Origin of the sequence: Lacihabitans lacunae, from assembly GCF_042649125.1 — a bacterium.
Taxonomy (GTDB): Bacteria; Bacteroidota; Bacteroidia; order Cytophagales; family Spirosomataceae; genus Leadbetterella; species Leadbetterella lacunae.
Genome location: NZ_JBHRYQ010000001.1, coordinates 1,441,134 through 1,453,874 on the forward strand (window position 1 = coordinate 1,441,134; position 12,741 = coordinate 1,453,874).

General features: G+C 35.1%; 11 protein-coding genes. 6 read left to right on the plus strand and 5 right to left on the minus strand.

Translation table 11 applies throughout. The annotated features are described in order from the left end of the window. Position 1 precedes the first annotated feature (1 nt). The 3 genes from ACFOOI_RS06285 to ACFOOI_RS06295 form a co-directional block, all read right to left on the minus strand. On the minus strand, positions 2 to 457 hold the full coding sequence (locus ACFOOI_RS06285) for a DinB family protein (RefSeq protein ID WP_379836228.1): 456 nt from the start codon (positions 455 to 457) through the stop codon (positions 2 to 4). Between the two features lie 170 nt (positions 458 to 627). Then, positions 628 to 1,824, minus strand: a complete 1,197-nt coding sequence (locus tag ACFOOI_RS06290) for an MFS transporter (protein WP_379836230.1) — start codon at positions 1,822 to 1,824, stop codon at positions 628 to 630. A 90-nt stretch (positions 1,825 to 1,914) separates the two neighbouring features. Beyond that, a complete protein-coding gene (locus tag ACFOOI_RS06295; protein ID WP_379836232.1) occupies positions 1,915 to 3,045 on the minus strand; it encodes an endo-1,4-beta-xylanase in 1,131 nt (376 codons plus the stop codon). 200 nt (positions 3,046 to 3,245) lie between these two features. On the opposite strand from ACFOOI_RS06295, the gene ACFOOI_RS06300 reads away from it, so the two are divergent. Both ACFOOI_RS06300 and ACFOOI_RS06305 read left to right on the plus strand, forming a co-directional pair. Then, complete coding sequence (locus ACFOOI_RS06300) at positions 3,246 to 4,550, plus strand: MFS transporter (protein WP_379836234.1); 1,305 nt, start codon at positions 3,246 to 3,248, stop codon at positions 4,548 to 4,550. Next, positions 4,551 to 5,714 carry a glycosyltransferase gene (locus ACFOOI_RS06305; RefSeq protein WP_379836236.1) on the plus strand — a complete coding sequence of 388 codons (1,164 nt, stop codon included), beginning with the start codon at positions 4,551 to 4,553 and terminating at the stop codon, positions 5,712 to 5,714. Here ACFOOI_RS06305 and ACFOOI_RS06310 read toward each other — a convergent pair. Together ACFOOI_RS06310 and ACFOOI_RS06315 are read right to left on the minus strand one after the other, a co-directional pair. Further along, positions 5,697 to 6,686: a hypothetical protein gene (locus ACFOOI_RS06310; RefSeq protein WP_379836238.1), complete on the minus strand. Its 990-nt coding sequence runs from the start codon at positions 6,684 to 6,686 to the stop codon at positions 5,697 to 5,699. The two genes, ACFOOI_RS06305 and ACFOOI_RS06310, sit on opposite strands and share 18 nt — an antisense overlap. After that, the gene (locus ACFOOI_RS06315; protein ID WP_379836240.1) at positions 6,686 to 8,080 is read right to left on the minus strand and encodes an MBOAT family O-acyltransferase; all 1,395 of its coding nucleotides are present in this window, start codon (positions 8,078 to 8,080) and stop codon (positions 6,686 to 6,688) included. Before ACFOOI_RS06315 ends, ACFOOI_RS06310 begins: the two co-directional genes overlap by 1 nt. A gap of 124 nt (positions 8,081 to 8,204) precedes the next feature. On the opposite strand from ACFOOI_RS06315, the gene mnmE reads away from it, so the two are divergent. The 4 genes from mnmE to ACFOOI_RS06335 all read left to right on the plus strand — a co-directional run bounded on the left by mnmE (position 8,205) and on the right by ACFOOI_RS06335 (position 12,741). Then, entirely contained in the window at positions 8,205 to 9,542 is a 1,338-nt protein-coding gene (gene mnmE, locus ACFOOI_RS06320; protein ID WP_379836242.1) for a tRNA uridine-5-carboxymethylaminomethyl(34) synthesis GTPase MnmE, read from the plus strand. A gap of 11 nt (positions 9,543 to 9,553) precedes the next feature. After that, the gene (locus ACFOOI_RS06325; protein ID WP_379836244.1) at positions 9,554 to 10,552 is read left to right on the plus strand and encodes a sensor histidine kinase; all 999 of its coding nucleotides are present in this window, start codon (positions 9,554 to 9,556) and stop codon (positions 10,550 to 10,552) included. Continuing rightward, positions 10,549 to 11,307: a LytR/AlgR family response regulator transcription factor gene (locus ACFOOI_RS06330; RefSeq protein ID WP_379836246.1), complete on the plus strand. Its 759-nt coding sequence runs from the start codon at positions 10,549 to 10,551 to the stop codon at positions 11,305 to 11,307. Before ACFOOI_RS06325 ends, ACFOOI_RS06330 begins: the two co-directional genes overlap by 4 nt. A 105-nt stretch (positions 11,308 to 11,412) precedes the next feature. Then, the gene (locus tag ACFOOI_RS06335; protein ID WP_379836248.1) at positions 11,413 to 12,741 is read left to right on the plus strand and encodes a TolC family protein; all 1,329 of its coding nucleotides are present in this window, start codon (positions 11,413 to 11,415) and stop codon (positions 12,739 to 12,741) included.

Here is a 12,741-nt window from a genome sequence, read left to right on the forward strand (position 1 = left end):
ATTAAGAACCGTATTTATTAATAATCGCGATTTGGCCAGCGTGATATGCCGTGTGAGAAACTATCCTACCAAAGGCCTCAGCCTTAGTTTTTAGTCCAAATTCTTTGGTTTCTACACTTTCGACCCAATTGGCATCCGTTTGTTTTTCTATAATAGATTTGAGAGCATTAAACGATAAATCACAGTAATCCACCAATTCTTTTAGGTTGGTCCACTCGCCTGTGTCATGTTTTGCTATCACGGTTTTGGCAGAAACATTTAGGTCTTTTAAACCAAAGACATTTTTGGCAAAAAGTAACTCCACATCTCCAATATGTCGGATTAAAAACCCTACTGAATTAACAGAAGGAGTGAGTTTTTTCAATAAATCTTTTTCGGTGATTTGGGGCAATTGATTGGTAAATCTGGTGCGAGATTCTATCCAAAGTTCTAAAAATAATTCTGTTTGAGTTTTCATATTTTACGGTTATTTACTGCTTTGGAATCCTTTAATGTTTCATTTAAAAACAATTGCAAAAACCGAAATAAAAACGGTAAACACTATGATATATGTCACTGAAATATGAATTGTCCTAGATTGTAGAATTGTTTTTTTACGCTTAAGAAATTAGAAATATTCAGAAGAAATCAAAAATTCAGGTCTCTGTTATAGTGTTCTTTTAGTTTAGATAAACTAAAAATAGCTAATAAACATAAAATGGTAAGAATTAAAAAACAGGTTTTTTTATAGTCACTAAAAAAAAAATCTACCTTAGGAATTAATAAAGAAAATAGAAAAACTGAAGATCTACCCAACCCATAAACCAAGGTTGTTGCGAAAGCCCTCATTTGAGTACTGAAACTCTCAATTGAAAATAATAAAAGTTCAAATTGATATGTACCAAAAAGGCCAAATAAAAAACTAAAGAAGAGATGGAATCTAGGGGTCATTTCAACATAAAAAAAGGCAACAAATGTAACGAATAAAAGAACAATATTAAATAAAATAACCCCTTTACGACTTCTAAGTTTTTTACTGAAAACTGCAGAAAAAACTATACAAGAAATCCCACCTAAAGCGAAGTATTGAACTGAGTCTGAAATATTTAATTTTATGTCTTTAAAATACGATACACTTATAAAATTGGCACTGGCAGACATGAAATAGATTGGCAGAATCGTCAATACTAAATAGAAAAGTCCTTTAAAGTTTTTAGTTTCAAAAAAAAGGAACTCCCTTTTTGGAGACTTTTTGAATTTAATAAATATATCAGATTCAAATGTGGAAAATCTAAAAATCATTATGAATAGGCTAACCAATCCTCCAAAAATATATAGATTTTGCCATTCAACATGTTTTGCTAAAAAAGCAACTAAAAACATGGCCAAATATCCGAATATAGCCACAAAAGCAACGTAATAAGAGCGAATTTTGTTTCCATATTTTTCCACTACTATCACTAAACCTATGCCAAATTCAGAAGCTATACCAAATCCGGTTATGAATTTTAAAACCAAAAACAACTTAAAATTAGTGACAATGCCAATTAAAAAAGTACTGACTGCAAACAAAAAAACAGAAAAAAATAGAATTTTCATTCTTCCTTTTCGGTCTGCTAAAAAACCAAATACCAAAACCCCAATTAACATTCCACTATGCTGAGCTATTAAACTTTGGCTGTTTGCATGCACCATTTCTAATTCAGAAATTCTAAAAAAATCGAAAGGCCCTTTTTTTAAAACATAAGCCAAATTCACAATAAATACATTGGAGAAATAGGCACAGCAAACTGTTAAAAGTGTTATGTTTTTTTTAATAAGGTCAATTAAATTTCTAACTTTCATGGTATAGTTTACTTCTTATTGTAAAAAAATATTATTTCTCAAATTATTACACATTCAAAACGCTACAAACTTAAGCGACATATCTTTGTTTTATTTTTTCGGTATTTCTAAAATCTTTTGAAGTGCAGGTTTGGCCGTAAAATCTCTATTCCAAAGAAGCGGATAGTTCGTCCTATTTGCTATTGGATAATCATTTTTCCAGTTCATGCCATCGTGAACACCCCAAAAGGTTACGCGGTCTATCTTATCTCTTTTGTTATAAAATATTTGGAAAAGCTCCTCGTATCTGTTGGTTAACTTTTGCTGAATATCAGCCGGCAAACCTTTGGTATACGGGTCTAAGTATTCTTTAAACTCTTCTAACTGAAACTGAGGATGCAGCATTCCTTGTCCGATAATCTGCCCTTCACGCGTAAGTGGCAAAACGTCCACGTCAAGCTCAGTAATCATCACCTTTATGCCACACGCAGCATAGGCATCTATAGCTTCCTCTATGTAAGTATTCTTAGGATAATTTAGTCCCCAGTGCCCTTGTATCCCTACGCCATCTATTCTGATTCCTGCCTTTTGAAGCATTTTAACCATTCTTATAATTCCATCTCTTTTTTCTGGTCGCCAAGCGTTAAAGTCGTTATAATAAAGTTCTGTGTTTTGAGCATATTTAGCCGCATACGTAAATGCCAACCTCATCAATTCATCGCCATCGCCTATGCCATTTACCCAAGAAGTAGGTCGATAGTTTCCATCTTCTCCTATTTGCTCATTGACCACGTCCCAGGCATCTACTTTTCCGGCATATCTGCCAGCTACAAGTTTTATGTGGTCGTGCAAACGTTGTTTTACAGCCTCTTTAGCATGAAGATTCCCTTTTTCGTCTTTAAAAAACCACTCAGGGGTTTGATTGTGCCAAACCAATGTATGGCCAATAATAAACATGTTATTCGCCTTTCCGAACTGTACGTATTCGTCTGCCGGACCAAAGTTATAAACCCCAGGCTCGGGATTTATTAATGCAGCTTTCATTACATTTTCTACCGTAATGGCATTAAAATGCTCTTTTACAATCGCTTGAGACTGCTTATCAATTCCCGAAACTATCTCTGGATTTACGGCTACTCCTACTTTAAAGGTATTTTTGTAGGACTCTTTTAGCGATTTATTTTGTCCAAAACTCAAAAAACTAGACAGTAATAAAACGGCCGAACATATGATTTTTTTCATCATTTATAACAATTTTGAATAAGGTTTAAAAAATAGAACAATTATAAAATTACAGAAAAAAATATTCTGATATTTGAATTACTTAAATCCTTGGATTGGAATTAAAAAAAAATAACAAAACTAAATAAAACCTTAAAAAACTAAGAAATAAGAAATGAGGCACTTATTTTTGAATAATATATAAAAATAAACCCTATTTAATGAATTTTATAAATAATAAGAAAATCTGGAATGCATGGTCTATGTATGACTGGGCAAATTCGGTTCATAATTTGGTGATTACAACCGTCATTTTTCCTATATATTACCACGCCACAGCAGTCAATGCCCAAGGCGGCGACCTTATCGATTTTCTCGGTTTTCAGGTAAACAACGACGTTTTATATTCATACACTCTTTCTGTTGCTTCAATATTTTTGGTGATTCTCAATCCGATCTTAACAGGCATTGCGGATTATTCGGGAAGAAAAAAGATGTTTATGAAAATATTCTGCTATTTGGGCTCTGCGTCTTGTGCATATTTTTATTTTTTCACAAAAGACAATGTAACATCTGCCATAATCGCTTTTGGCTTCTCGATAATCGGTTGGGGAGGCAGTATCGTTTTCTATAACGCATTTATCCCGCAAATAGCCACCGAAGAAAACTACGACAAACTAAGTGCAAGAGGTTTTGTATTCGGATACATAGGAAGCGTTATCTTATTGATTTTTAACCTAGTAATGATTATAAAACCCGAGTTTGTGGGTTTAACCGAAGCCGACTCTAAATCTGGTTTTACCTCACGTTTAGCTTTCTTGACCGTGGGTATTTGGTGGGCAGGTTTTGCTCAAATTCCATTTTATTTTTTACCAAAAGATGAAAGCAAGTCTTTCCAGAAAAAGTGGTTAAAAAATGGTTTCTTACAACTTAAGCATGTGTTTTTAGAGACTCAAAAACAAAAATACCTGAAGCGTTTTCTAGCAGCATTTTTTATTTACGACATGGGCGTGATGACCGTTATCTACGTAGCCACCATTTTTGCAGACAAAGAACTTCAGATTCCGAGAGATGGTCTAATTGCCACACTCCTACTCATTCAGTTGGTCGCGATTCCAGGATCATATTTAGCCTCTTTTTTATCTTCTAAATACGGAAATACCATTGCACTTCGAATAGAAATAATAGTTTGGTCTGTGGTGCCTGTAGCAGCATATTTTACAACAGAAGCTACCCAATTTTATGTTATCGCAGCTATTGTAGGTTTGGTTATGGGTGGTATCCAAGCACTTTCTCGTTCTACATTTGCCAAGTTAATCCCTGATAATGAACCAAATACAGCAGCTTATTTTGCTTTTTATGACATCACTGAAAAAATGGCGATTGCCTTGGGTACATTTATTTTTGGTTTTATAATTCAGTTAACCGGAAACATGCGATATTCTATTTTATTTCTAATCGTACTTTTTGCGGTTGGTTTTATTCTTTTGACCCGAATCCCGTCTAAAAATATCTATAGAGACTAAATGAATGTTTTAATTACGGACTTAAATATTGCCCTAGACGGCCATAAACTTGGATTTGTTCAAAATACGATAAACTATATAAGCCAAAATAAGAATAAGCATAGGTTTTATATTTTGGTGAATAACAGCTCTACGTTTAAACTTTCTGACCCTGGCAAAGAATGGATTTCTATTGAATACTTAAGCACAGAAGAGCAAGGGACTATAGATTCGCAAACTGGTTTTTTGAAAAAAGCTGCGGCTCAATGGAAGTGTATCAAGTCTTTTGCGAAGCAACACAACATCAAACATTTGGTATTGTTGGAACTTGACCCTTACCAACTCGAAATTGGGAAGGCTAAAACACCTTTTACCATTGGCGGTATCTGGTTTAGGCCTTATGCCAGAATGCTCCCTGAAACAAATACTTTTAAGGCAAGACAAAAAAACAGAATAATAAGACTTCAAAAGGCTGCTACCATGAAGTTTGCACTTTCTAATTCTAAGTTAAAGCAGGTTTTTATCCTTAATGATGAAAACATGCCAAATTGGTTAAATGGCTCAAAGAAACGCTTCTTTCACCTGCCAGACCCGTGGTTTGCGTACCAAAAACTTGAGGATTATAAGCTCCGAGAATCATTTGATATTCCGGAAGACAATGTAGTTTTCCTTCAATTTGGATTTATTGACGAAAGAAAGAATACCGAAAATATCATATCTGCCCTTAACAGCCTACCAGCTGAAGTTGCAAAAAAAGTAAGCCTTTTAATAGTAGGTAAGTTTAAACCAGATTACGAAAAAGAGCTAAAAAGTCTAAAAAAAACCACCTCTAAATACCAACTTAAAACCAAAAATGAATTTGTATCAGATGAAGAAATGGAGGCAATTTTTAGCCAAAGTGACGTCATCATTCGGATGAATTTAAACTTCTATGGCTCTAGTGGCATTGTGGGCATTGCGGCGGTGCATCATAAACCTGTGATAGTTTCAGACAAAGGCGTAATGGCGGAGCAAGTAGAAAAATACAAGCTTGGAAAACTAGCAAACCCAGTAAATACAAATGAAATAGCTCAGGTAATTAGCGAATTTGTAAATGAACCTAAGCTGAGAGAAATATCGGGTAAAGGATATTTAGATAGCCATACTGTGGCGAAGTTTGCAGAAACCTTACTTCAGATTCCGTAGAAGGCCATTTACTTTGTCGAGCCAAATGTACTTGCCTTTACAGTTCCAGTGAGTATCTCCTACATCGTAAACAGAGGCCCCACCTTTCTCAAATTCAGAAATAATACTGATGATGGGAAATTGAAGATTAGGGTGATTTTCTACCCTTTTTATCAAGTCATTGTAAACGCCCAAGTCTCTACCCAAAATACTCGACTTGTTGGGAATAACACTCAAATACACTTCATCAAAGCCGAGTGATTTATAGTAAGCATACGTTTGGTTTGCATGCTGAACCAAAGTATCTATTTCGCCGTCAGAAACCGGCACAAAGCCTGAACTGATACCCGGATCAACATCTAAATAGTATAGCAAATGCTGCCCATCAGCAGATAAACGCACTTTTTCATCTGTTTTGTTAAACACATTCAGGTTAATCCATGCTTTTATTTCTTTAAAAAACAACATAAAATCAGAACCAAAAAATATGGTCTCTTCCAATTCTGCATTGTACGGCATGTCGTAGTTCATGACTTCGTCTACTAACGGCACATCTACATTAGGCACGTGCAAGGTGTCCCACCCACGCCAAGGCTGAGCAAAACGCTCTCTTAAATGACGCTCTACAGTCTCTACAATCAAGACATTTTGGGTTTGTTTGTCTAGTTCTAGAGCTTGATTTGGTTGAGCCACAAAACCTCTAGTGTAGGATTTTGAAACGAAATTTTCATTCGAAATTCTACCTTCTTCTGTAAAACTATCACCGGCTAAAAATAAATGGATTGGCTTTTTGTCTGTAATTTCTTTTTGCTCACAAACGTCTACGGGTACTCTAAATTTTCGGAGATTTGAGAGGCGGTATAAGTCGCCATATCTATAGTCGTCTTTTAATATTTTTTTGTCAAAGAGATATTTCGATGCGTCTTTAGAGCAACCTAAAAACCACAAAACAGCAAAAAATACAATGACGATATATTTGATAATTTGATTCATCAAAACTGGAAATAAATGAACTGGTTAGAGGTAAAAATACCTAAAAAATAACACGCTACTGCTAAGCCGATAAACTTCACATAAAACCCTGAGGTATTAGTGGTAGAAATTTGCCTAACATAAATGTCTTTTAGAAATAAAACTGCAATTAATATCCAGCAAAAAATAAACTCTGGGCTTGTAAATGGCATTTTGAAATCTGTATAATTTGCGGTAGGAATTAACATTTTCTTTAAAATCACTAAGGCATTGTGTAAGCCTTTTGCCCTAAAAAACACCCACGCAAGCATAACTAATCCAAATGTAGAAAGCATAGAAAGAAAAGGAATACTCGGTAATTTATTCTTAAAAATCTTATTTTTCAAATCCCCTACTACTTGAAAAAATCCGTGTAAACCTCCCCAAATAATGAACGTCCAAGCTGCCCCATGCCAAAACCCTGAAATCAAAAACACAATAAAGTAATTGAAGTATTTTCTGACATCCGAAACGCGGCTTCCACCCAAAGGGATGTAAAGGTAGTCTTTAAACCACGTAGAAAGCGAAATGTGCCACCTTCGCCAAAACTCTCCAATGCTTTTTGAAAGGTAAGGAGCATCAAAATTGTTCATCAGTTTAAAACCCATCAATCGGGCCGCACCTATGGCGATGTCAGAATAACCAGAGAAGTCGCAGTAAATCTGAATAGAGAAAAATATAGACGCCACCAAAAGCGTGAGCCCCGAATGTGCCTGTGGCTGATCGTAGCAATAATCCACCATTTGAGACAGTCGGTCAGCTATCACCACTTTTTTAAACATTCCCCAAGCCATCAGCATAAGGCCGGCTTTTATATTTTCAAAATCATATTTAAAATAGGTATGAAACTGCGGAAGTAAGTTCTGTGGCCTTTCGATAGGCCCAGCCACCAGCTGCGGATAAAACATGACATAAAGCGAATATATGACAAAATCTTTTTCTGGTTTTTGATTGCCCCTATACACCTCTATGGTATAACTCATGGCCTGAAATGTATGAAACGAAAGCCCGATTGGGAGCAAATATTCATAAAATGGCAACGGATTTTGAATCTGAAAGACACCTAAAAGTGCAGATAAATTGCCATTCAAAAAGTTGAAATATTTGAAAAAACCCAAGAAACCAATATTGGTTATTAAGCTGAGCACCAATAATAAGAGGCGTTTTTTGCCTTGGGCCTTCCCTATCCAAATACCCGCAAAATAATCAACCAAAATGGTGATGAGCAAGATAAAAATATAGATGGGCTTAAACGCCAAATAAAAATAGCAACTACCCAAAAGTAATAGCCAGATTCTGCCTCTATGGTTAAGGGAATAGTAAAGCAGACTTACTATTACGAAAAATATCAAAAACTGAAGTGAATTAAAAAGCATATTTGGGTTTACGAGGTAGCCTATTTAAAAGCCAAAAATAAGATATAAATAAACAATTTCAATTAAGACTAGAGATATTTACCAAAAAACCAGTTGAAAGCATTAATTTTGAAGAAAAAAAGCCTTGGATTTTAAAGAAACAATTTGTGCATTAGCCACCCCGCAAGGTGTAGGAGCACTAGCCATTGTGAGAGTGGCCGGACCAAATACTTTTGAGATTGTAAACAAAATCTTTAAAGGAAAAAACCTTTTAAAAGTAAAACCAAATACCGTTCATTTTGGAAGAATAATGGACGGCGAGGTCACGCTAGACGAGGTTTTGGTGAGTGTATTTAAAGCTCCACATTCGTTCACAAAAGAAGACGCCATCGAGATTTCGACACACGGCAGCGACTATATCGTAAGGCGACTGCTTCGCGTTTTGATAAAAAATGGCTGCCAAATGGCACAGCCAGGTGAGTTTACCCAACGGGCGTTTCTTAACGGACAGCTAGACTTAGCACAGGCTGAGGCTGTGGCAGATCTAATAGCGGCAGACTCAGAAGCGGCTCACCAAATAGCGATAAATCAACTAAGAGGAGGTTTTTCTAAAAAATTAGAAATACTGAGAGAAGAACTAATAAATTTTGCAAGTTTAGTAGAATTAGAACTCGACTTTGGCGAAGAAGACGTGGAATTTGCTGATAGAGACGATTTAAAGTCGCTCATAATAAAAATCCAAGGACAAATAAATCCACTCATTGACTCTTTTGAGCATGGAAATGCTATAAAAGAAGGCGTTCCGGTTGCGATTATAGGTGCTCCAAATGCGGGAAAATCTACTTTATTAAATACGCTACTTAACGAAGAAAAAGCGATAGTAACTGACATAGCCGGCACCACTCGAGATGTGATAGAAGACACGGTGATTATAGAAGGCCGAAAGTTTAGATTTATTGACACTGCCGGCATCAGAGAAACCACTGACGTGATAGAATCTATGGGCATAGAGCGTTCTATAAAAGCCATGCAGGCGGCCCAAATCATAGTATTTTTGTTTGATACTGAAGAAAATAGGTTGTTTTTAGAAAAACTGTTGGTGCAATATCCGGGTTCAAAATCTATCCTTTGGGTTCAAAACAAAATTGACATTTTGCCTGAAGAAGAAATTAGGAAAGATGCGATCGCCATTTCTGCCAAAAACCAAACCGGCATAGAAGCACTTAGCAAAGCCTTGATAGAAACTACCAAACAGCTAAGCTCACAAGATACCACCATTACAAACCTCCGCCATTTTGAGCACCTCACTAAAGCCAACGAGGCACTGACCGAAGTTTTGGAAGGACTAGACATGGGCATCACCGGCGATTTCTTGGCACAAGACATCAGACTTTCGCTGCATCACCTTGGTGAGATAACGGGGCAAATTACCACAAACGACCTTTTGGCGAACATTTTCGGGAAGTTTTGTATCGGAAAGTAAAAAAAATACCTATGCTTAACCAAATAGATAAAAAATTAATTCGAGCAGTAATAATTACCACACCCATTATATCGGTTTTGGTAGTTACACCTATTTATTTGGTCGCCCAAAATTTACATATTAATTATTTTTCGGCATGCGGGGCAGTAATGGTAGGGGTTCTGTTTTTTTGGTTGACCCAAATCATCATAAAAAAAATAGTAGAGGAAAGAAACCTCCACAAAAACATATACCTATTTTCGCTTTTGGCTATAATTTTAAGCATAGGATTAATCCAAAAATCTTACTTTACAGACGATAATTACCTTGAAAACTTCACAAATACCAAAATATTTTTTCTTCGAACGGCCAGCTTAGTTTCTGCCAATTGGATAATTTATATTTTAGTGAATTTTATATATTCACAGGAAAACGAACTAAACTTGAACAAAGAAAACTCAGAATTAAAATTTAATATATTAGAGTCTGAATATAAGCTTCTCAAAGAACAAATAAACCCTCATTTCATATTTAATGCACTCAGTATTTCTAAGTCATTAATAAAAAACCAACCCGCTCAAGCCGAGAGATACATCGTTCAGCTTTCTGATTTCCTTAGAGCCTCGTTTAATAATGAACAAAATGTAAATACGCTTGAAAAAGAGCTTATTATGTGTAATTCATACATAGAACTACAGAAAGTACGTTTCGGTGAATTGATTCAAATACATATTAACTGCAGTCCTAAAAAATATAATTTCAACTTGCCGTTTTTTACAATCATCACTCTACTAGAAAACGCCATAAAACACAATGGGTTTAGTGAAGATGAGCCATTAATAATCCAAATAACTACTTTAGATAACTACCTGGAGGTCAAAAATATGTTAAAGCCAATCAATGAAATGGTTTCAACCAAAACCGGTCTAAATAATCTAAACCTAAGAAGTAAACTACTCTCGGGAGAAGAAATTCAGATAATAAAATCAGAAACGGAGTTTGCTGTAAAAGTAAAATTGATAGCCGAATGAAAGTTGTAATTATAGAAGACGAAAAAATTACGGCAGAGGACCTTGTTAGCTGTATTGCTGAAGTTAGAAAGGATTATGAAGTGGTCAAAATATTGGGTTCTGTAAAAACCGCCACTAAATATTTCGAAGAAAATACTGATTTTGATTTGATTTTTTCAGATATTCAACTTAGTGACGGTGTGAGTTTCGAAATTTACAAAAATCTACAGATACAAGTGCCGGTAATATTCTGCACAGCATACGATAACTTTTCCCTTGAAGCTTTCAAAACCAATGGCATTGCGTATGTACTAAAACCCTTCTCAACACCAAACATAGCAGAAGCCATAGATAAGTTTGAACTTCTGACTAAGAAAAAAGATAACTCTTTGAATGACTTATTGGCTTATTTTGAAAATAACAATCCGAATTCAAGTATTGCAAAGTCGATATTGATTCATCAAAACGACAAAATAATTCCGCTTAACATTGATAAAATCGGGCTCATAAATCTCGAAAATGGAATTATAAAACTACACACTATAGCAGGTAAAATATTCGTTTCCTCCCAAACGCTGGAGGAGTTTGAAAAAATGAACTTACCTTATTTTTATAGAGTGAATAGGCAAATAATACTTAACAGAAACATCATAAAAGATGTATCCCAGTACTTTAATAGAAAACTGCTCATCAATATTTCTTTAGAATTTTCGGAACATATATTAGTGTCTAAGGAGAAAAGTCCCGCTTTTTTGTCCTGGCTCGCTAATTCTTAAATAATACTTTGTCCGTTTCATCCTTCATTTTGTCTGTTTCACATATTCTTTCCATATCTGATGTGTTTTTAAGTGCTTGTTTTGCACAAATATTCAAAAACACAAATGCGACAATTAACATATTTTATTTTATTACTTAGTCTGCCTACCGCACTTTCGGCACAGACTGTTTACTCCCTCAAAGAGAGCATTGCCTTCAGTTTAGAGCATCACCCATCTTTGGGCATATATCAAAATCAGGTTGAGATTGCGAATCAAAAGGCCAAGCAAAGTCTTTCAGGATACTTGCCACAAGTAACCTCATCAGCTACTATAATTGACAACCTTAATCTGCAGAAAACCATTATTCCGGCAGGAGTTTTTGGGCCAGAAGCTACTGTGGTACAGTTTGGCACTCAGTTTAACACTCAAGCAGTAGTGGATATTAACCAAACTATATTCGATATGTCTAAGATGCAGGGCATAAAAGCAAGCAAGCCCTACGCGGAGTTAAATGAACTTCAAAAAGAACAAAATAAAGAAGCAATTATCTATAATACCTCAGTAGCGTATTTTCAGGTGTTAATTATGAGAGAACAACTAAAAAATCTAGAAATAAATAAAGCCAAGTCGGTAGAGCTTCTGGAAATATTGAAAAATCAGCTTAAAAATGGTTTGATTTTAGAAAAAGATTTAGACCGAATTAAGGTTTCATTAAATAGCACCAACTACCAGATTGAAGATGCCAAAGTAAAAGAAAAAATGGCCTTAAATAATCTAAAAAACTCTATGGGTATTTCAATAGAAAACACCATAGACATTAACGTAGATATCGATTTTTCGAAATATATTCTTAAAAGCCTAAACGATAATCTTTCGGTACATCAATTGGTAGAAAACAAAATAAGTGAAACCAACTATATGCTCCAAAAAATAAGTTTAAAGAGCACACAGTCCTCATTTTTACCAACAGTATCGGCAGTGGCCAAAATTGGAACCCAAGCCCTAAACAATAGTTTTTCAACGGCATTTTCTAATTGGAATAATTTCTCTTACGTAGGTGTATCTATCAATTTACCACTTTCAACTGGTTTTAAAAGATACAGCCAAATGAAAGAACAGCAGCTCGTTTTAAACAACGCCAAACGCAACGACGAGATAAATAAAGAAAACTTAAAACTTAAGTTCGAAAACGCTAAAACAAGCATATCTACAGCATATAGCAACTACTTAAGCAGTAAAGAAAATATGGATTTGGCAAGGAAAATCGGAGACGTGAGTGAGTTTCAATATGGCAAAGGAACTGCAAATCTGTCAGACTATTTAAACGACGATACCGCTTACAAAAACGCCCAAAGTAACTATCTCAGCAGTATTTATAATTTAATGATTAGCAATCTAAATTACCAAAAATCACAAGGTACCATTACCTCATATATATCAGAATTAAATTAA